This is a genomic window from Stenotrophomonas sp. PE591, from assembly GCF_018320795.1.
GTDB lineage: Bacteria > Pseudomonadota > Gammaproteobacteria > Xanthomonadales > Xanthomonadaceae > Stenotrophomonas > Stenotrophomonas maltophilia.
This window is the reverse complement of the sequence record NZ_JAAOKO010000001.1, coordinates 542,160-562,036: the sequence shown is the minus strand read 5'-3', so window position 1 is coordinate 562,036 and position 19,877 is coordinate 542,160. Positions and strand designations below refer to the sequence as shown.

Annotated in this window: 21 protein-coding genes; 17 read left to right on the top strand and 4 right to left on the bottom strand. The window is 67.5% G+C overall.

The annotated features are described in order from the left end of the window. Positions 1 to 118: 118 nt before the first annotated feature. The 4 genes from radA to JLDANKMP_RS02785 all read left to right on the top strand — a co-directional run bounded on the left by radA (position 119) and on the right by JLDANKMP_RS02785 (position 6,385). The gene (radA, locus tag JLDANKMP_RS02800) at positions 119 to 1,495 is read left to right on the top strand and encodes a DNA repair protein RadA (protein WP_212560476.1); all 1,377 of its coding nucleotides are present in this window, start codon (positions 119 to 121) and stop codon (positions 1,493 to 1,495) included. Between the two features lie 121 nt (positions 1,496 to 1,616). Further along, positions 1,617 to 3,473, top strand: a complete 1,857-nt coding sequence (locus JLDANKMP_RS02795) for an ATP-binding protein (protein ID WP_012479525.1) — start codon at positions 1,617 to 1,619, stop codon at positions 3,471 to 3,473. A gap of 48 nt (positions 3,474 to 3,521) precedes the next feature. Beyond that, a complete protein-coding gene (locus tag JLDANKMP_RS02790; protein ID WP_212560475.1) occupies positions 3,522 to 5,828 on the top strand; it encodes a tetratricopeptide repeat protein in 2,307 nt (768 codons plus the stop codon). 92 nt (positions 5,829 to 5,920) lie between these two features. After that, the gene (locus JLDANKMP_RS02785) at positions 5,921 to 6,385 is read left to right on the top strand and encodes a hypothetical protein (RefSeq protein ID WP_005412649.1); all 465 of its coding nucleotides are present in this window, start codon (positions 5,921 to 5,923) and stop codon (positions 6,383 to 6,385) included. Between the two features lie 99 nt (positions 6,386 to 6,484). Here the strand turns inward: JLDANKMP_RS02785 and ccsA are convergent, their stop codons facing one another. Then, entirely contained in the window at positions 6,485 to 7,279 is a 795-nt protein-coding gene (gene ccsA, locus JLDANKMP_RS02780) for a cytochrome c biogenesis protein CcsA (RefSeq protein ID WP_005408590.1), read from the bottom strand. Between the two features lie 122 nt (positions 7,280 to 7,401). Between ccsA and ffh the strand changes: the two genes are divergently transcribed. From ffh to JLDANKMP_RS02725, 11 genes are all read left to right on the top strand, one after another. Continuing rightward, a complete protein-coding gene (gene ffh / locus JLDANKMP_RS02775) occupies positions 7,402 to 8,778 on the top strand; it encodes a signal recognition particle protein (RefSeq protein WP_005408591.1) in 1,377 nt (458 codons plus the stop codon). 91 nt (positions 8,779 to 8,869) lie between these two features. Continuing rightward, positions 8,870 to 9,946, top strand: a complete 1,077-nt coding sequence (locus JLDANKMP_RS02770) for a nitronate monooxygenase (protein ID WP_111109002.1) — start codon at positions 8,870 to 8,872, stop codon at positions 9,944 to 9,946. Then, a complete protein-coding gene (locus JLDANKMP_RS02765; RefSeq protein WP_212560474.1) occupies positions 9,943 to 10,725 on the top strand; it encodes an aminotransferase class IV family protein in 783 nt (260 codons plus the stop codon). The genes JLDANKMP_RS02770 and JLDANKMP_RS02765 overlap by 4 nt, the downstream gene beginning before the upstream one ends. Before the next feature lie 127 nt (positions 10,726 to 10,852). Continuing rightward, positions 10,853 to 11,455 carry a suppressor of fused domain protein gene (locus JLDANKMP_RS02760; protein WP_212560473.1) on the top strand — a complete coding sequence of 201 codons (603 nt, stop codon included), beginning with the start codon at positions 10,853 to 10,855 and terminating at the stop codon, positions 11,453 to 11,455. 186 nt (positions 11,456 to 11,641) lie between these two features. Next, positions 11,642 to 11,902, top strand: a complete 261-nt coding sequence (gene rpsP / locus JLDANKMP_RS02755; RefSeq protein ID WP_005408594.1) for a 30S ribosomal protein S16 — start codon at positions 11,642 to 11,644, stop codon at positions 11,900 to 11,902. A gap of 44 nt (positions 11,903 to 11,946) precedes the next feature. After that, positions 11,947 to 12,459: a ribosome maturation factor RimM gene (gene rimM / locus JLDANKMP_RS02750; protein WP_005408595.1), complete on the top strand. Its 513-nt coding sequence runs from the start codon at positions 11,947 to 11,949 to the stop codon at positions 12,457 to 12,459. An 8-nt stretch (positions 12,460 to 12,467) separates the two neighbouring features. Next, positions 12,468 to 13,226: a tRNA (guanosine(37)-N1)-methyltransferase TrmD gene (gene trmD / locus JLDANKMP_RS02745; RefSeq protein WP_123958335.1), complete on the top strand. Its 759-nt coding sequence runs from the start codon at positions 12,468 to 12,470 to the stop codon at positions 13,224 to 13,226. 154 nt (positions 13,227 to 13,380) lie between these two features. Continuing rightward, the gene (gene rplS, locus JLDANKMP_RS02740) at positions 13,381 to 13,782 is read left to right on the top strand and encodes a 50S ribosomal protein L19 (protein WP_005408597.1); all 402 of its coding nucleotides are present in this window, start codon (positions 13,381 to 13,383) and stop codon (positions 13,780 to 13,782) included. 82 nt (positions 13,783 to 13,864) lie between these two features. After that, positions 13,865 to 14,245: a DUF6404 family protein gene (locus JLDANKMP_RS02735; protein WP_212560472.1), complete on the top strand. Its 381-nt coding sequence runs from the start codon at positions 13,865 to 13,867 to the stop codon at positions 14,243 to 14,245. A 79-nt stretch (positions 14,246 to 14,324) separates the two neighbouring features. After that, positions 14,325 to 14,759, top strand: a complete 435-nt coding sequence (locus JLDANKMP_RS02730) for a DUF1801 domain-containing protein (protein WP_005408599.1) — start codon at positions 14,325 to 14,327, stop codon at positions 14,757 to 14,759. A gap of 38 nt (positions 14,760 to 14,797) precedes the next feature. Then, complete coding sequence (locus JLDANKMP_RS02725; protein ID WP_024956745.1) at positions 14,798 to 15,205, top strand: DUF1801 domain-containing protein; 408 nt, start codon at positions 14,798 to 14,800, stop codon at positions 15,203 to 15,205. 117 nt (positions 15,206 to 15,322) lie between these two features. Here JLDANKMP_RS02725 and JLDANKMP_RS02720 read toward each other — a convergent pair whose 3' ends face one another. Next, positions 15,323 to 16,783, bottom strand: coding sequence for an MATE family efflux transporter (locus JLDANKMP_RS02720; protein WP_212560471.1), 1,461 nt, complete (start codon positions 16,781 to 16,783; stop codon positions 15,323 to 15,325). A gap of 62 nt (positions 16,784 to 16,845) precedes the next feature. Between JLDANKMP_RS02720 and JLDANKMP_RS02715 the strand changes: the two genes are divergently transcribed. Next, positions 16,846 to 17,085, top strand: a complete 240-nt coding sequence (locus tag JLDANKMP_RS02715) for a hypothetical protein (protein ID WP_005408602.1) — start codon at positions 16,846 to 16,848, stop codon at positions 17,083 to 17,085. Between the two features lie 9 nt (positions 17,086 to 17,094). Next, positions 17,095 to 17,502 carry an RNA-binding S4 domain-containing protein gene (locus tag JLDANKMP_RS02710; RefSeq protein ID WP_111687015.1) on the top strand — a complete coding sequence of 136 codons (408 nt, stop codon included), beginning with the start codon at positions 17,095 to 17,097 and terminating at the stop codon, positions 17,500 to 17,502. A gap of 38 nt (positions 17,503 to 17,540) precedes the next feature. Here the strand turns inward: JLDANKMP_RS02710 and JLDANKMP_RS02705 are convergent, their stop codons facing one another. Continuing rightward, positions 17,541 to 18,143, bottom strand: coding sequence for a DUF937 domain-containing protein (locus tag JLDANKMP_RS02705; protein WP_005408604.1), 603 nt, complete (start codon positions 18,141 to 18,143; stop codon positions 17,541 to 17,543). Positions 18,144 to 18,251: 108 nt separating this feature from the next. Next, positions 18,252 to 19,763 carry a catalase gene (locus JLDANKMP_RS02700; protein WP_012479536.1) on the bottom strand — a complete coding sequence of 504 codons (1,512 nt, stop codon included), beginning with the start codon at positions 19,761 to 19,763 and terminating at the stop codon, positions 18,252 to 18,254. Between the last annotated feature and the right edge of the window lie 114 nt (positions 19,764 to 19,877).

Here is a 19,877-nt window from a genome sequence, read left to right as displayed (position 1 = left end):
GCAAGGCGCACGCCCGCGACAGCTATCGGCGCGGGCAGGCGGGACTTGAGCGGTCGCAGCACCTGCGACCCGGCTCGGCTATCCTGCCACGCCTGTTCCCGTTGCTGGAAATCATCCGATGGCCAAAGCCCGCACCGCCTACGTCTGCAATGAATGCGGCGCCGAATTCAGCAAGTGGCAGGGCCAGTGCACCGAGTGCAACGCCTGGAACTCGCTGTCGGAAATCGTGCTGGAGAGCGCGGCGGCGGCCAAGGCGCCGGCGTCGCGCTGGGCGGGTTGGGCGGGCAAGATCGATCCGCCGAAGATCACCGCGCTGAAGGACGTGGAGCAGACCGAGCACCGCCGGGTCAGCACCGGCATCGGCGAGTTCGACCGCGTGCTCGGCGGTGGCCTGGTCGAGGGCGCGGTGGTGCTGGTCGGCGGTGACCCGGGCATCGGCAAGTCGACCCTGCTGCTGCAGGCAGTGGCGAAGATGGCGGCCGAACTGCCGGTGCTGTACGTCACCGGCGAGGAGTCGCTGGCTCAGGTGGCCGGTCGTGCGCACCGGCTGGAACTGCCACTGGATGGGGTCAACGCGCTGGCCGAGACCGGCGTCGAGTCGATCCTGCAGCATGCCTCCAGGGCGGGCCCGCGGCTGATCGTGGCCGATTCGGTGCAGACCCTGTGGACCGAGAGCCTGACCGCCGCACCGGGTTCGGTCAGCCAGGTGCGCGAGAGCGCAGCGCGGCTGGTGCGTTTCGCCAAGGAGACCGGCACCGCCGTGTTCCTGGTCGGCCACGTGACCAAGGAGGGCGGCATCGCCGGCCCGCGCGTGCTCGAACACATGGTCGATGCGGTGCTGTACTTCGAAGGCGAGAGCGGCAGCCGCTTCCGTTTGCTGCGCGCGTTCAAGAACCGCTTCGGTGCGGTCAACGAACTGGGCGTGTTCGCGATGGGGGACAAGGGCCTGAAGGAAGTCTCCAATCCATCGGCCATCTTCCTGTCCGGCGGCAGCACCCATCAGCCGGGCAGCTGCGTGATGGTCACCCGCGAGGGCACGAGGCCCCTGCTGGTGGAGGTGCAGGCACTGGTCGATGCATCGCCGCTGTCGAACCCGCGCCGTGTCGCGGTCGGCCTGGAGCAGAACCGCCTGGCCATGTTGCTGGCCGTGCTGCACCGTCACGGCGGCGTGCTGGTCGGCGACCAGGACGTGTTCGTCAATGTGGTCGGGGGTATCCGCGTACAGGAGACCGCGGCCGACCTGCCGGTGCTGCTGGCGGTGCTGTCCTCGCTGCAGGACCGGCCGCTTGCGGAAAAGACGATTGCCTTTGGCGAGGTTGGCCTGTCCGGCGAGATCCGCCCGGTGCCCAACGGCGAGGACCGCCTGCGCGAGGCGGCCACCCATGGTTTCAAGCGCGCCATCGTGCCCAAGGCCAACGCGCCCAAGGGCGGCTCGGTGAAGGGCATGGAAGTGATCGCGGTGGAGCGCCTGTCCGAGGCCATCGACGCGGCGTGATGCGCGCGGCCCTGCCTCTACAAACGTCGTATACGGCAACGGTCAGCCTGCCTGTGCTAGTTTTTCCCGCTCGACGAAGGCGCCCTCTGGCGTCTTTCCGTGCCCAGGAGTAAACGATTACATGCAGGACACCACGCTCACCGCCCCCAACGCCGAAATCCGTCGCGCAGGGGTCGATCTCAATGGATTGATGACGGTGCTGGGCAAGCACCTGTATTCCACCCCGGTGGTGGCGCTGCGTGAGCTGGTGCAGAACGCGCATGACTCGATCATCCGTCGCCGCATCGAGCAGCCTGGCATCGAAGTGCCGTCGCGCATCTCGGTGCAGGTCGATGCCGCTGCCGGCGTGCTGCGCATCACCGATACCGGTGCCGGCCTGACCCGCCAGGAAATCCATGACTACCTGGCTACCGTGGGCGTCGGCTACACCCGGGGCCTGCGCCAGGGCGGGGAGGACGATGAAGGCCTGATCGGCATGTTCGGCCTCGGGTTCCTGTCGGCCTTCGTGCTGGCGCGCAGGGTCAGCGTGCGTACCACCTCGTACCAGACGCCGGAACTGGGTCATCTGTACGTGTCCAGCAATGCCGAGCAGTACACCGTCAGCGAAATGCCGGCGCGCGCGGTTGGCACCGAGGTGGAACTGGAGCTGCATCCGGATTTCCTGCCGCTGGCCAACGAGGCGCGCCTGCACGAGGTGCTGGGCCGCTATTGCGCGCTGCTGTCCGAGCCGATCTTCATCGGTGCTGCGGCCGAGGCGCTCAACCCCGAGCCGCCGCCATGGCGCAGCCAGGGTGACGTCGTCGTGCATCCGGTGCAGGCGCGTCGCCAGGCGCTGCAGTTCGCTGCGCGCTTCGAGCACGATTTCGAGCCGATCGTCACCGTGCCACTGCGCGCGGATGGCGACAGCGATGCCACCGGCCTGTTGTGGGTCCAGGACGGCGCTACCTACGGCACCAGTGACAACCGCAATCTTTCGGTGTTCGTGCGCGGCATGCTGCTGGATGACGATGCGCGCGACCTGCTGCCGCCGTGGGCCGGTTTCATCGGCGGGGTGATCGAATCCTCGCGGCTGACGCCCACCGCCAGCCGCGAAGACCTGCAGCGCGATGACCAGTACCGGGCCGTGCAGCACGCGCTGCTGGAGGCGCTGATTGATGGCCTGGCCGACGTCGCACGGCAGCAGCCGGAAGCCTGGCGACGCGTTCTCACGCGCCATAATGAGGCCTTGCTGGGCGCGGCGCTGTGCGATGACCGCCTGTTCGACCTGCTGCTGGAGCACGTGCGCGTGCCGACTTCGCAGGGCGACCTGCCGGCCAGTGCGCTGCCGGCGCGTGGTGCCGTGCATGTGATTCTCGACAATGGCGGTGGCTTCGAGGAGATGCTGTTCCGCGCGATGGGGGTACCGGTCGCGCATGGCCACCGCTATGCAGTCGTGCCGTTCCTGCGTCGCTGGGCCCAGGCCAAGGGACTGCGCCTGGTTGAACTGGGGACCGAGCAGGGTAACCGTGCACTGTTCCGAAGCGATGACAGCCTCGACGAGGCGCAGCTGGCATGGCTGCGCGAGCAGCTGGGCGACGGCGAGCAGTTGCTGCCGGCACGCTTCAGCCCCGAGTCGCTGCCGGTGGTGGTGGTGCCCGACCGCGAAGCCGAGCTGAAGCAGCGCCTGGAAGACGACGAGAACGACAAGCGCGTGTCGATGGCCGCGCTGCGCCTGGCCCGGCAGTTCACCGCACGCATCGAGTCGCGCGCGCCGTCGCGGCTGTACCTCAATCTCGACAACCCGGCAGTGCAGGCGCTGCTGCGCGCCCAGCGCGAGGGGCATCCACAGGCCGAAGCCGCAGCCCGTCTGCTGCGCTCACTGAAGATCATCGTCGCCGCGCAGGGCCGCCCGCTGGCACGCGCGAACGCTACGCCCGGCCCGGATCTCAACGGTGCCTTTACCGATATTGCCGGTGCCCTGCAGCAGATGCTGCGCTGAGCACCGTACCTTCTCATCCAGCCTTCGCTAGACAGGAGCACTTACCCCATGGACATCTGGAACTGGGTCGAAAAACTGCAGGGTGACCTGCGCCAGGCCGGCCAGGCGCAGAACGCGCACCTGCTGAACCGTCTCGCCGACGAGGTGAGTGAACTGCAGATCGACCGCGTCGATGCATTGCTGCCCGAAGCGCGTGCGCTGGGCAAGGCGCTGGACAACCCGTGGGTCGACGTCTATGTCGGCCACTGGGCGCTGCGCAACCGCGTCGGCAACCGCGTCGAAGGCGAGAGCGCGCTGGGCGAAGCGGTGGCGCTGTTCGAACGTGCGCACCGTGAGGACACGCTGGAATGCCCGCAGTCGATCTGCGTGACCCAGGATCTGGCTGCCTGCTATGGCAACATCGATGGCCCGGGCTGGGTGCCCGAGCGCATCGAGGTCTGCGATGAAACACTGGGTCGCATCGACCCGAGCTGGGCCTGTTTCCAGTGCCTGAGCTGCGAGAAGGCCGATGCGCTGCTCGATGATGGTCGTGGCCAGGCGGCGCTGGATTACCTGCAGGCGCAGGCCGATGCCGTGGAGGCCTGTGGCAAGGAAGTGTTCGACAGCTTCCCGGAGATGCAGATCAAGATCCTGCTGGGAATGGGCCGTGCCGATGAGGCACTGGCGCTGATCGAAAAGCGGGAGGCCGAAGTTGCTGCGTCCGGAGAGTACGAACCGGCCAACTGCACGGTGCCGCGCCGCCTGTCCAAGGCCTGGGCGCTGGCCCAGCTGGGCCGCGACGAAGAGGCGCTGCAGCAGCTGGTGCCGTGGAGCGAGCTGACTCCGAACTACTGGCGCCTGTGGGCCAACACCGCCGCCGCGCTCTGCCAGCGGGATCCTGCGCGCAACACCTGGGATCTGGGCACGCGATTCAACACGATCATCGAGCACTTTGCCCGGATCGGATCGCATCGCCTGCTGATCGAAGTGGCAGCGCTGAGCCTGGAGCTGGCACTGCAGCGTGGCTCGCGCTGGGTGGCACTGCGGCAGCTGGAACTGGCCCGCACCCATCTGGCGCAGCTGCGCCAGGATCGTGGTGCTGCGGCGCTGGTGGCCGGCCTGGCCGCGCGCATCGACGCGTTGCCGGATGTCGCACCGCTGCCGGCGCCGGCGGGCGAGCTGCTGGCATGGCTGGACGCGCAGGGCGAACAGAACCAGTCGCGCGATCCCGAGCGCGAAGCGCAGTGGTTGCTGCAGGCGCATGCCGAGTTGCCCGATGACGAGGCGCTGGCCGAGATGGCGGCCAGCGCACTCAATGCCTGCGGCGCGCAGCCCGAGGCGCGCGCGCTGCTGTGGCGGTTCGTACGCGGCCATGCGCAGCACGATGGTCCCGCGGCCTACACGCTGATGCGCTGGCTGGCCGAGCAGGGCGACGACGATGGCCTGCGCCAGCTGGCCGATCTCTACCGTGGCAGCGTGCCGGTGTTCGCGCACTGGTGCGAGGTGCAGCGTGCCCGCCGCGTGTCCGACTGGCCGGCGCTGGAGCAGGCGGCCCGATCCCTGCTGGAGCTGTCTCCCGGCTCGCACGGCGCGCGCGGCACGCTGGCGCGCATGTACATGGAAACCGGCCGCTTCAGCGAAGCACAGGCCTGCTATGCGCAGCTGGTTGAATTGCTGGAAGAGCCGAATGCCGCGCATTGGGACCACATGAGTGCCGCCAGCGCGGCGCGGGATTGGGACGCCGTGCGTCGCTCGGCGAAGGCGATCGGCATGGAGCTGTCCAGCCAGGGAGGCGTGGTCGAAGAGCCGTGGGGCTGGGTGATCATCCGCAGCGAAGAGAACGGTGAGCCGATGGAGTACTACGCCCGTCGCAGCGGGCCGGTGACCGCGCGTATCGTCGAGAACGCGCCGTCCAACCGCGCCCAGCAGGTGGGCGACTGGGTGGTGTTCGATGCCGCGCTGGTGCATCCGGCACCCGAGGAGGAGGAAGCACGCGAGCATTTCATCCCGACCTATGCGCAGGTGCATGTGCTGGAACGCGGCGGCTACGCCCGCAGCTGGATGATCGATGGCGCGCACCCGGGCGAAGAGGCCTGGAATGCCTTCGTCGAGGCGGCCGAAGCACAGGGCTGGAAGGTGTGGTCACATAGCCGGCCGGACTACACCGTCACCGACCCCGATGTGGAAGAGGGTACGCTGCCCGGCCTGCTGTTCACCGTGGCCCAGCCGCAGGACCATGCACCGCTGGCGCTGCACCGCTTCCTCCAGCAGCAGACCGAGACGTGGCCGCATCCGCATTGCTGGCTGCGCCTGGCCGAAGCCTGCGACCAGGATCGCCAGTCGCACCTGGACGTGATCGAGCGTTACGGGTTGTAAGCCGGGTATCGGGTAGTGCCGGCCGCTGGCCGGCAGCGCCGGGATATCCTGTAGTGCCGGCCAGCGGCCGGCACTCCCTCAAGGAGAAATACATGCGAAAGACAGGGATGTTCGTGATCGCCGGGCTGCTGCTGGCCCCCACCGTGCAGGCTGCTCCCGCCTGCCGGGAGCCTGCGGCTGTGGCCCGCGCCTTCTACGAGGCGACGACCGGCAACGGTGATCTACTGGATCCGCCGGCCGCGCTGGTCAGCGCGGCCTTCGGCAAGGCGCTGCGTGATGAGCGTGCCTGCCAGCAGCGCGAGGAGGGCATCTGCACGATCGATTCCGATCCGTGGCTGGATGCGCAGGATGGCGACATCGACAGCCCCGTGCGTTACAGCTGGAAAGAGGCCTCGGCGACCACTGGCCAGGTAGAAATGCGCTATTTGGTCTGGAAAAAGGCCTACGTGACCCGGTTGCCGATGGTGCGCCAGGGCCAGGGCTGCTGGCAGGTCGATGACATCCTCACCAACAGCGGCCGTTCGGTGCGGAAGATCCTGGCCCAGCCGGTGCCCTGACCGGCGGCAGCATCCACGCAGGGTGCGGTCCAGTTGCCGGCCAGCGGCCGGCACTACCAGGTGATGTTGGGTGGGTGCCGACCGTTGGGCGGCACGCTTCTATCGCGTATGCCCGAACACCAGTTCGATCACGAACTGGCTGCCGAAGAACGCCAGCAGCAGCAACAGCATTGCCGCCAGCGTCCAGTGCACCGCCTTCATGCCGCGCCAGCCGTAGCGGCGGCGGCCGACCAGCAGCACGCCGAACACGACCCACGACAGCACGCTCAGCACAGTCTTGTGCACCAGCTTCTGTGCCAGCAGGTCATCGACGAACAGCACACCGGTGACCAGGGTCAGGGTCAGCAGCGCGAAGCCGACGGTGATCACCCGGAACAGCAGTGATTCCAGGTCGGCCAGCGGCGGCAGCGCCCGCAGCCACGGCCGGAACTCGCGGCGACGCAGTGCGCGTTCCTGCAGCCACAGCATGATTGCCAGCAGCGCGGCGATGCTCAGCGTGGCGTAGGCCAGCAGCGCCAGCCAGGCGTGGCTGGCCAGGCGCCAGCCCAGCACTTTGCTCGGTTCGTGGCCGTAGCCGTGGTAGGCCAGCAGCAGCACGGCAGCCAGCGGGAACACCACCACGCCCAGCGCCGACATCCGCCCGCGTGCGCCGACCAGCGAGGTCAGCCAGGCCATGCCCAGGCCGACCAGCGACAGCGCGGCGAAAAAGTGCATGTCCGGCCCGCCGTTGGTGCGCATCGCCACCATCACGTGGTAGCTGCCATGCAGCAGCATCGCCGGCAGGGCCGGCCACAGCCAGGTGGGCGAGCCGGTGGTTTCATCGCGGCCGAGCGCGCGCACCAGCAGGGCACTGGCAGCCAGGTAGAGCAGGACGGCGATGAGAACGATTGTCATCGTTGCAGTTTCGCACACCCCTGCGGTGGTGGCGACGGCCTCGTGGTCGCAGCCCGGGCAGACAGCCGGACCCGTTATACTGTCTGCCTTATTGTCCCCCGCTTTCAGACAGGTTGCGCCGCATGTTCGAGTCCCTGACCCAGCGCCTTTCCGGCACCATCGAGCGCCTGCGTGGCCGTGGCCGCCTGACCGAGGAGAACATCCGCGAAGCGACCCGCGAGGTGCGCATCGCGCTGCTCGAAGCCGACGTCGCGCTGCCGGTGGTGCAGGCCCTGATCGAGCGCATCAAGGTGCGCGCGGTCGGCCAGGAAGTGCTGAAGTCGCTGACCCCGGGCCAGGCGCTGATCAAGGTCGTGCGCGACGAGCTGACCGCGGTGATGGGCGCCGAAGCCAGCGACCTGAACCTCAATGTGCCTGCTCCGGCCATCATCCTGATGGCGGGCCTGCAGGGCGCCGGCAAGACCACCACGGTGGGCAAGCTGGCCAAGCACCTGAAGGAAAAGCGCAAGAAGAAGGTGATGGTGGTCTCGGCCGACGTCTACCGTCCGGCCGCGATCGAGCAGCTGAAGACCCTGGCCGAGCAGGTGGGCGTGCTGTTTTTCCCGTCCAGCGCCGACCAGAAGCCGGAGGCCATCGTCCGCGCCGCCATCGACGATGCACGCAAGTCGTTCGTCGACGTGCTGCTGGTCGATACCGCCGGTCGCCTGGCCATCGACGAAGCGATGATGGCCGAGATCAAGGCCCTGCACGCGGCGGTGAACCCGGCCGAAACCCTGTTCGTGGTCGACGCCATGACCGGCCAGGACGCGGCCAATACCGCCAAGGCCTTCGGCGACGCCCTGCCGCTGACCGGCGTGGTGCTGACCAAGACCGACGGTGACGCCCGTGGCGGTGCCGCACTGAGCGTGCGCTACATCACCGGCAAGCCGATCAAGTTCGTCGGTGTCAGCGAAAAGCCGGAAGGCCTGGACGTGTTCCACCCGGACCGTATCGCCAGCCGCATCCTCGACATGGGCGACGTGCTGTCGCTGGTCGAGCAGGTCGAGCAGCAGGTCGACAAGGACAAGGCGGCCAAGCTGGCCGAGAAGGTCGCCAAGGGCAAGAAGTTCGACCTGAACGACATGCGTGACCAGCTCGAGCAGATGCAGAACATGGGCGGCATCGGCGGCCTGATGGACAAGCTGCCGGGCCTGGGCAACATCCCCGACCATCTGAAGCAGCAGGTCAGCCAGGGCAAGGAAGTGCCGCGCATGATCGCCATCATCAGCTCGATGACCAAGAAGGAACGGCGCAACCCGAACCTGCTGAACGGCTCGCGCCGCGCGCGCATCGCCAAGGGCTCGGGCGTGACTCCGGCTGACGTCAACAAGCTGATGAAGCAGTACATGCAGATGGAAAAGATGATGAGCAAGATGGCCGGCGGCGGCATGAAGGGCATGCTGCGCAGCATGAAGGGCATGATGGGCGCCATGGGCGGCCGCGGCATGCCGTTCCGTTGATGCAGCGACGGGGCCGGCGCGCATTGCGACGCGGGCCCGGTCACAATGACTGGCGTATGCTGGATGGCGACTTCTCCAACAGGTATGTCGCGTGAATGCATCGCCGATTCTTGAACGCGCCGACACCTTCTGTCGGCGTTTTTCATTGCAGCTTCCGATCCTGCTGGCACCGATGGCCGGTGCCTGCCCGGTGCCGCTGTCGGCTGCGCTGGCCAATGCCGGCAGCATGGGCGCGATGGGCGCGGTGCTGTCGCCGGCCGCCGATATCGGCCGCTGGATGGATGACTTCCGCGCCGCTTCCAATGGCCCGGCGCAGGTGAACCTGTGGGTGCCGGATCCGGTGCCGACCCGTGACGTTGCCGCCGAGGCTGCCAGCCGCGCCTTCCTGGCGCAGTGGGGCCCGGACGTGCCGGCCAGCGCCGCCGATGCCACGCCCGCCGACTTCGAAGAACAGTTCGCCGCACTGCTGGCCGCACGCCCGGCGGTGGCCTCGACCATCATGGGTGTGTTGCTGCCGCGCCACGTGCAGCAGTTGAAGGATGCCGGCATTGCCTGGATCGCCTGCGCGACCACCTTGTCCGAAGCGCGTGCAGCACAGGACGCCGGTGCCGATGCGGTGGTGGCGCAGGGCATGGAAGCGGGCGGCCATCGCGGTGCGTTCGATCCGGCGATGGCCGAGCGCCAGCTGGTCGGCCTGTTCGCGCTGCTGCCGCGCCTGGCCGATCACCTGCAGATCCCGGTGATTGCCGCCGGCGGTATCGCCGATGGCCGCGGTATCGCGGCCGCGCTCACGCTGGGGGCCAGCGCGGTGCAGATCGGCACCGCGTTCCTGCGCACGCCCGAAGCCGCGATCGCCTCGGCGTGGGCCGATGGGCTGGCCGCCAGCGAACCGGAAGACACCTGGCCGACCCGCGCTTTCAGCGGCCGCCTGGGCCGCGGCCTGGCGACCGCCTATGTGCGCGCCGCTGCCGCAGAAGGCGCCCCGCCGCCACGTCCGTATCCGGTGCAGCGCGGCCTGACCGCGCCGATGCGCAAGCAGGCCGCGCAGGAAAACCGCCTGGCGGCGATGCAGGCCTGGGCCGGGCAGTCGGCGTGGATGGCGCCGGCACAGCCGGCCGCCGACGTGCTGCGCGGCATGTGGAGCCAGGCGCAGGCGCTGCTGCGATGACGGTGACCTGCAACGGCCTGCCGGCACAGGTCGAGGATCTGCTGCCGACGCTGGTCAACTACGGCCATTTCACCTCGCTGCAGGTGCGCGACCACGCGGTGCAGGGACTGGACCTGCATCTGGCGCGGCTGTCACAGGCGACGCGTGAACTGTTCGGCAGCGAGCTGGATACGGTGCAGGTACAGACCTGGATGGCACAGGCCCTGCAACAGGCCGGCCTGGCCGATGCCTCGCTGCGGGTGACGGTGTACTCGCGCCGGTTCGATTTCCGCAACCCGCTGGCGGCGGTGCCGGTGGACGTGCTGGTGGCAGTATCAGCGCCGGTGGCCCTGGTCGCGCCCAAGCGCGTGCGCAGCGTGGTATGGCAGCGCGAAATGCCGCAGATCAAGCACGTGGGCACGTTTGGCCTGTTCGCCGAGCGCCGCGCGGCGATGGCCGAAGGATTCGACGATGTGCTGTTCGTGACCGCTGATGGCGACGTGAGTGAAGGCAGCACCTGGAACCTGGCCGTGCACGATGGTGAACGGCTGCTCTGGCCGCAGGCGCCGGCCCTGCGCGGTACGGCCGAAGCGCTGCTGAAGCGGCATTGGCCCGATGCGCAGTTGACGCGGCCGTTGGCGCTGACTGAACTGAGTAGTGTGAAGGCCGCTTTTGCCTGCAACGCCAGCGGCCTGTGGGCGCTGGAGGCCATCGACGGGCATCTCCTGCCAAGCTCGCAGGCGCTGGCTGAACAGGGCAGGGCGGTGCTGGCGGCGGTGGCTTGGCAGGGGCTTTCCTGAACGAGGCGCGTGGTTGCCGATCGCTGGGCATGGCCGGACGCTACCTTGAAGCGTTGCAGCCGGTAGCGCCGGGCCATGCCCGGCGGATGCGTCCGCAGCGAACAACACTCAGGAGTTCCAATCAGATATGGGTACGGTCACCGAGCGGCATCGCGCGGTAGCGATGCACGCAATCAAGGTCATGGGCGCTGAGGGGCGGCCCAAGGTCCAGGCCTTTCACGATGATCATCGCCTACGTTCGGTCGATATCCTCACGACGTTCAGCTCTCCGGAAGCAGGGCTGAAGTCCATCTCGTCCATCGGCCTATCGGATTCTGTGTTACGTCATGCGGAGGGGCACGAACTGGAAACGCGCGTCGAGCTGTGTGCGTGCGCAGAACAGGACGCGCTGCATTGGGACAACGTCGTCGCCTCGACGGCTTTCGCGATCATGCGCGATCGTGCGGCGGTGCAGCCCGGTAGCGTGATTCCCGACATCCTGCGGGACTACTTCCCGTCGACCCGGCTGCCGCACGTCTATCTGGTGCCGCCCTTCTTCTGGAATGACGCCAGGTTCCCGGGGCTGCAGTTCCCGCCGGTGGCCATCAACTGGCTGCAGTGCATCGCCATCCACGAATCCGAGCGGCAACTTGTCGAGCGGATTGGCGGCGATGCATTTGACGACCTGCTGCAGCGGCACGAGGTAGATGTGCTGGACATGCATCGGGCGCCGGTAGCTGGAGCGCTCTGACGCTATCGCCCCGGGACTCTTGGAGGGGCGGTCGGAGGTTGATCACTTTGCTGAACGAAAGTGGCGAGGCATAGCACTGCGCTACCGTGAAGATGGATACAGCCCGGGGTTGGCTCGGCCGGGCTCTGCCGCTATAATCGCCCGCTTACCTCGCCATCCTGGCGACTGGGCAATAGGAAAAACACCATGGTCAAGATTCGACTGACCCGCGGCGGCGCCAAGAAGCGTCCGTTCTACCACATCATCGTCACCGACGTGCGCAGTGCGCGCGACGGCCGCAACATCGAGCGCGTTGGTTTCTACAACCCGGTCGCCCAGGGCGGCGAGAAGCGCATCGAGCTGGACCTGGCCCGCGTTGACCATTGGGTCAAGAACGGCGCCCAGCCGACCGACAAGGTCCGCAACCTGATCAAGGAAGCGACCAAGTCCCAGGCCGCTGCGGCCTGATCCTGACGGGCCACGCTTCGGCGTGGCCCTCTTGGTTGAAGCAGATGAAAGATATCGAGCGCCGCATCCTGCTGGGCAGGGTTGTCGGCGCTTTTGGTGTGCGCGGCGAGATCAAGCTCGAGTCCTGGACCGAGCCACGTTCCGCCATTTTCCGTTACCAGCCGTGGATCGTGCGCAGCCCGTCCGGCGTGGAAACCACGATTGAAGGTGTGCGTGGCCGCGACAGTGGCAAGCACCTGGTCGCCCGTTTCCCCGGCGTCGAGGACCGCGATACCGTCGAAGCGATGCGCGGCACCGAGATCTACGTGGCCCGCAGTGCCCTGCCACCGCCGAAGCCCGATGAGTATTACTGGGTGGACCTGGAAGGCCTGGACGTGAAGACCACCGAGGGCGTTGCCCTGGGCCAGGTCTCGCACCTGTTCAGCACCGGCGCCAACGACGTGGTGGTGGTCCGGGGTGACCGCGAGCGGATGATCCCGTTCGTGCAGCCGGACTTCGTCAAGTCGGTCGATTTCGAGGCCAACCTGGTCGTGGTCGACTGGGATCCCGAGTTCTGAGTGTGAGCATGCGTTTCGACGTCATCACCCTGTTCCCCGAGTTCCTCGCCCAGTCCGCTGGACTGGGCGTGGTCGGGCGCGCACAGGAGAAGGGGTTGTTCAGCCTGCATGGCTGGAATCCCCGTGATTACGCCGAAGGCAACTACCGCCGGGTGGACGACCGTCCGTTCGGTGGCGGCCCGGGCATGGTGATGCTGATCGAGCCGTTGCAGGCCTGCCTGCAGGCGATCCGCGATGCTGATCCGACCCCGGCGCGGGTGATCTACCTCAGCCCGCAGGGGGCGCCGTTGACCCAGGCCAAGGTGCGGGAACTGGCGGCATTGCCGCGCATGGTCCTGCTCTGTGGCCGCTACGAGGGCATCGACGAGCGTTTCCTGGAAGCCAATGTCGACGAGGAAATCTCCCTCGGCGACTATGTGTTGTCGGGTGGCGAGCTGGGTGCGGCGGTCATCATCGACGCCGTGGCCCGCCTGCAGGACGGGGCCCTGAATGACGCTGAATCAGCGGCCCAGGACAGCTTCGAAGGTGATCTGGGCCTGCTCGACTGCCCGCACTACAGCCAGCCGGCCCAGCACCCTCTGGGCGACGTGCCGGACGTGCTGCGCTCAGGCAACCATGCGGCCATCGCCGCGTGGCGCCGCCAGCAGTCGCTGGTCCGTACCGCCCAGCGGCGCCCGGACCTGCTGGATGAACAGGCGCTGGGCAAGGCCGACCGCGCGCTGCTGGAACAGGGCCGTCAGGCCCAGAAACAGAAGGCCGACCCCTAGCGCAGGGCCGGCTTTATCGGCTATCATGGCCAATTACCGCCAGCCCAGGCCGGCGCGCGCAGTACCCACAACAAACGTGCAGCACAGTCCGGTGACTGCATGAGCCCACGTTGTCTACATGACACGCCCACCCGAACAAGAATCGGTGTAACCCATGAGCAAGCTGAACAAGTCCATCGTCGCGGAATTCGAATCCGCCCAGATCACCCGTGAACTGCCGAAGTTCAGCCAGGGCGACACCGTTGTCGTCAACGTGAAGGTGAAGGAAGGCAGCCGCGAGCGCGTGCAGGCCTACGAAGGCGTCGTCATCGCCACCAAGAACGCCGGCCTGAACTCCTCGTTCACCGTGCGCAAGATCTCGCACGGCTACGGCGTCGAGCGCGTGTTCCAGACCCACAGCGCCATCATCGACTCGGTCGAAGTGAAGCGTCGTGGTAAGGTCCGCGCCGGCAAGCTGTACTACCTGCGTGGCCTGGAAGGCAAGGCTGCCCGCATCAAGGAAGACTTGGCTGCCGCTGCTGCCGCCAAGGCTGCCCGTCTGGCCGAAAAGGCCTGATAAACAACTTCGGTTGTTGCCGCGACGGCCACCTTCGGGTGGCCGTTTGCGTTTCCGGCATCGCATCGGCCACGATCAGGTGATGAACGACATCAACCCGCGCTATCCCGCCGTGATCCAGTCGGCGTTGCGCTTTCTCGACGGCAAGGGGCTGGCGCGTGTGCAGTCGGCGCCGTTGCTGCATCGCCTGCTGTGGCGCGTGGGCATCGCACTGCCACCGCCGATCCTGGCCGGCTTCGGTACCAATGCGCTGGTGCAGGGCCTGTTGTTCGGGCTGTTCTGGACCGCGCTGATGTGGCTGATGCTGTGGCAGGGCAGTGAGCGTCCGCTGGCGCTGCTGCTGGTGGCCGGGCTGTTGGCCGGAGCGCTGTTCGGCATGGTGATGGCGGCGCTGATGCGCTCGCTGCGCCGTCACCGCAAATTGCCGGAGTGGCGCCAGTTCCGCGCGGGGCAGGCGGACTGAGCCGATGGCGCACTGCGCCGTGACCGCCCGGCACAGGCCGCGGTAGGCTGCAGTGTCATCCCGATGGACGTGCCGTGCGATGCCTGCCAAGCGAACCGCACCTTCCGCTGCGCCCAAACTGTTGTCAGGCGGCAATCCGCAGATCGCCAAGGGCGAGGGCGATGCCACGGTACAGGCCTATATCGCGGCGATGCCGGACTGGAAGCGGCCGATCGGCGCACGGCTGGATGCGCTGGTCGAACAGGCCGTACCCGGGGTGCACAAGGCGGTGAAGTGGAACTCGCCGATGTATGCGGTGGCCGCGGGCGAAGGCTGGTTCCTCAGCTTCCATTGCTTCACCCGCTATATCAAGGTGGCGTTCTTCCGCGGCACTGCGCTGAAACCGGTGCCGCCGGAGCCGTCCAGGAGTGCCGATACGCGCTACCTGCACATTGCACAGGATGGCGTACTGGATGAAGCCCGGTTTCTTGACTGGGTGCGCCAGGCCGCGGCATTGCCCGGCGAACACATGTAAGCCCACCGTTCTGATCTCCTTGCCGACGAGAGCCGCTGATGGCCACGCATGCACCCAACCCGGCTGATGCCGGAACCCCGGCCGCCGAACTGATCGATGCGCGCATCGCCGAACTGGGCGACTGGCGTGGCGAAGCGCTGGCACGCGTGCGTGCGTTGATCCATGAGGCGCTGCCCGACGTGCAGGAAACCTGGAAATGGCGGGGTACACCGGTGTGGGAGCACAACGGCATCCTGTGCACCGGCGAGACCTACAAGCAGGCGGTGAAGCTGACGTTTGCCAATGGCGCGACGCTGGCCGACCCCAAAGGCCTGTTCAACGCCAGCTTGGAGGGCAACACGCGGCGCGCGATCGATATCCATGAAGGCGCGATGCCGGATGCCGCCGCGTTCAAGGCGTTGATGCGCGCGGCGGCCATGTTCAACGCGGCGAAGAAGAAGCGGTAGAGCCGGCCGCTGGCCGGCTGTGCCGCGATGCTGCTGGAGAGGTGTGAGGTTGCCGGCCAGCGGCCGGCACTACCGTGGCGTTCACTGGCCCATGAGGTTGCCGGCCAGCGGCCGGCACTACCGCAGCGGTGCGGCATCCGGGTCGGCCACCGGCGACGGCGGGCAGGCTGGAATTTCCGACGGCGTGGCCAGTTCCTCGGCGTGCGAGGGCTTGCTGATCATCTTCGCCTTGCGCCAGCCGCCCCAGCGGTAGTACGCCAGCGACAGCAGCATCGACACCAGCGAGCTGACCGGGAAACTCCACCAGATCGCATCGGCGCCCCAATACGGCTGCAGCAGCTCGGCGAACGGCACGCGAACGCCCCACAGCGAACCCGCCAGGATCAGCAGCGGCGGGATCACCGCACCGGTGGAGCGCACCACGCCGGAGATCACGAAGCTGACGCCGAAGAACAGGAACGAGCCGATCACCACGTGGTTGAGGTGACGGGCAATGTCCAGCGCCTGGCTGGCCGGCGGCAGGAACAGGGCCAGCAGCTGGCGATCGAACAGCACCAGCGGCAGGATCAGCGCGCCGGTCAGCAGGAAATTGAACAGCACGCCCTGGCGTGCGGTGCCGCGTACGCGGTCCCAGCGCTGCGCGCCGACGTTCTGCGCCGCCATCGAAGAGCACGCCGCACCGATCGCCATCGCTGGCATCTGCAGGTAGTTCCACAACTGCAGGGAAGCGCCGTAACCGGCGGCGGTGTCGGTGCCGTACTGGTTGACCATGGTCATCAGCAGGATCACCGACAGCGAGATCAGCACCATCTGCAGACCCATCGGCACGCCCTTGACCACCAGCGCCTTCAGGATGGTCAGGTCGAGCTTGAACAGGCGCATGTCGGCGCGGCCCAGCCACAACGTGTGGCGCTTGTGCCGCATGTACAGCAGCAGGCCGGCCAGCGACAGCGTCTGCGCGACGAGCGTGGCCCAGGCCGAGCCGGCGATGCCCAGCGCGGGGAACGGCCCCATGCCGAAGATCAGCACCGGGTTCAGCACGATGTCCAGTGCCACCGACACCATCAGGAAACGGAACGGCGTGCGCGAGTCACCGGCACCGCGCAGCGCGGCGGTGAGGAAGGCGAACGCATACAGCGTCGGCATCGCCAGGAAGATGATCTGCAGGTAGGCCTCGGCCAATGGCAGCGAGGCGGCCGGCGTGCCCATCGCCGCCAGCAGCGGATGGGCCATGAACCAGCCGGCGATGGCGATGATCACCGACAGGCCGATGAAGAAGGTGGCGCTGGTACCCACCACGCGCCGCGCCTGCGGGATGTCGCGCGCGCCGATCGCCTGGCCGATCAGGATGGTCGAGGCCATGCCGAAGCCGAACACCGAGCCGATCAGGAAGAACATGATGTTGTTGGCGTTCGCGGTGGCGGTCAGTGCCGCCTCGCCGAGGAAGCGCCCGACCCAGACCGCATTCACCGAACCGTTCAGCGACTGCGCGATGTTGCCGGCCAGGATCGGCAGGGAAAACAACAGGAGATTGCGGCCGATCGGGCCGGAGGTCAGGTCAAGCGGCGCCTTGGCCATGGAGTGGTGATCGAATCCCGGGAGGCGCACACTAGCACCAAGCCGGTTTGCGGGATGTGGCAATGCGTCAACGACTGCAGGTGAAGCGAAGGCTGGCGCTGGCCTTGATCGGCGCCGCGCTGGCCGCATGTTCGACAGGTGACCGGCTGGGCGATACCCAGGTGCGGCCAACCGACCGCCCCGAGTGCCTGGTCGGCAGCCAGCGCCAGGATCTTTCCGCCGGCGTTCCCACCCTGATCGGGGGCAGTGGCTGCCGCACCGACCCCGACAACCCGCGTCCCCTGAACAAGCGAACGGAGTAGTCCCTGCCGATGACCGAGCTTTCCCCGCTGTCGCCCAGTGTCCGCCTGGACATCTGGCTGTGGGCGGCCCGTTTCTTCAAGACCCGCAGCCTGGCCAAGCAGGCCATCGAAACCGGCAAGGTCAGCGTCGCCGGGCAGCGCCCGAAATCCTCACGCGCAGTGCGCGTCGGTGAGCAGCTGCAGGTCGACCGCGGCGAGGAGCATTTCGAGATCCAGGTGCTGGGCCTGAGCGACCAGCGCGGGCCGGCGCCGACGGTGCAGCAGTTGTATGCCGAGAGTGAGGCCTCCAAGGCGCGCCGTGCCGAACAGCGCGCGTTGCGCATCGCGGCGCGCGATGGTTTCCAGCCGCCGGAGCACAAGCCGGACAAGCGCGCACGGCGGTTGATCCGCGCGCTCGGCGATATCGACGCGTTGTAAGCAGCAGGGCGCCAGACCGGATCCGGCGCCCCCTTGGCTCAGCGCTTGCCGCCCAGCAGGCTGCCGCCGATCTTCAGCAGATCGCCCACGCCGAGCTGGCCGTCACCATCCTGGTCCAGCAGGCTGCCGAGCAGGCCGCCGGCAAGACCGCCCTGCTGCTGCACCTGCTGCTTTTCCTGGCCGAGTGCCTGGCTGAGCGAGCCGGCATCGGCCTGGCCGCCACCGAGGCGCTGGGCGAGGAAAGCCATCACGATCGGTGCGAGGATCTGCAGCAGCTGGCTGGTGCGGCCACTGTCGAGCTGGGTGGCCTGGGCCAGGCCCGTTTCCACCTTCTGCTGGTTGCCGCCGAAGATGTGGCCGAGGATGCCGGCGCCATCGCTGGCGGCACCACCGCCACCGCCGCCCAGTACCGAACCGAGCACGCTGCCCAGGTCCAGCCCACTGTGGTTGTTCTGCAGCGCGCCGAGCAGCGCCTGCGCGCCCTGCGGCTGCGAGGCGTTGTTGCCCAGCGCGCCCATCAGCACCGGCAGCGCGGCACTGATCGCACCGGAAGCCTGGGTGTCGCTGATGCCGAGCTGCTGCGACACCTGCTGCAGCGGGGCGCCCTGCAGTTTGGCGAGAAGTTCGTCGGTGAGGCTCATCTGCGGAATCCTTGATTGGGGTGGGGCGTGCAGAAGGTACGACGCGGACCGTTAAAACGGCGACGCCGCCTCACGGGGAGGCGGCGTGCTGTTCACGGGGCAGGGCGATCAGAGCTCGATGTCTTCGGCGCCCGGGGTCGCGGTGGGGAAGTCCGCTTCCGGCTGCGCCGGCTTGAACGGATCCGACGGCTGGCTGGCCAGCGCCTTCAGCGCTGCGGCAACGCCAGCGCCATAGGCCGGGTCGGCCTTGCTGCAGTTGTCGATGTGGCGCTGCTTGATGAAGTCCGGCGCATCGCCCAGGGCGCGGGCGGTGTTGGCGAACAGGCGGTCCTTCTGTGCCTGGTTGTAGCTGCGGAACAGGGCCCCGGGCTGGCTGAAGTAGTCGGCGTCGTCCTCACGGAAATTCCAGAAGTCGGCGTCACCGCGGATCTTCATCGGCGGCTCGCGGTACTGCGGCTGTTCCTGCCACTGGCCGTAGCTGTTCGGCTCGTAGTGCGGCAGGCCGCCGTAGTTGCCGTCCACGCGCATCGCACCGTCGCGGTGGTTGCTGTGCACCGGGCAGCGTGCGGCGTTCACCGGAATCTGGTGGTGGTTCACGCCCAGGCGGTAGCGCTGCGCATCGGAATAGGCGAACAGGCGTGCCTGCAGCATCTTGTCCGGCGACGGGCCGATGCCCGGCACCAGGTTGCTCGGTGCGAACGCAGACTGCTCCACGTCCTGGTACCAGTTGACCGGGTTGCGGTTCAGTTCGAACTGGCCGACTTCGATCAGCGGGTAGTCGCTCTTCGGCCACACCTTGGTCAGGTCGAACGGATGGATGCGGTAGGTTTCCGCCTCCAGCTCGGGCATGACCTGGATGAACAGCTTCCACTTCGGGAAGTCGCCCTTCTCGATTGCGGCGAACAGGTCGCGGCCGTGGCTTTCGCGGTCATGGCCGACCAGGATCTGCGCCTGCGCGTCGGTCAGCGATTCGATGCCCTGCTGGCTGACGAAGTGGAACTTCACCCAGAAGCGCTCGCTGTCGGCGTTGGTGAAGCTGTAGGTGTGCGAGCCGAAGCCGTGCATGTGGCGGAAGCTGCGCGGGATGCCGCGGTCGCTCATCACCACGGTCACCTGCAGCAGGGCTTCGGGCAGTAGCGTCCAGAAATCCCAGTTGTTGCGCGCGCTGCGCAGGTTGGTATGCGGGTCGCGTTTCACGGCCTTGTTGAGGTCGGCGAACTTGCGCGGGTCGCGCAGGAAGAACACCGGCGTGTTGTTGCCGACCAGGTCCCAGTTGCCTTCTTCGGTGTAGAACTTCAGCGCGAAGCCGCGGATGTCACGCTCGGCGTCGGCGGCGCCACGCTCGCCGGCCACCGTGGTGAAGCGCGCGAACATCTCGGTCTGCTTGCCGACCTTCTCGAACAGCTTGGCACGGGTGTACTTGCTGATGTCGTGGGTGACGGTGAAAGTACCGAACGCGCCCGAGCCCTTGGCGTGCATGCGGCGCTCGGGAATGATCTCGCGGTTGAGGTTGGCCAGCTTCTCCAGCAGCCAGACGTCTTCCATCAGCAGCGGGCCACGTGGGCCGGCGGTCTTGCTGTTCTGGTTGTCCACCACCGGTGCGCCGAAGGCCGTGGTCATCGGCGTGACCGGATCATCGCCGTGCTTCTGCTTGGGCGTGGTGCTCAGTTCACGCTGCTGCTGGGCGCCTTCCGCAGGCGACGGCGCGGTGTGATACGGGCACTTGGGGCTGTT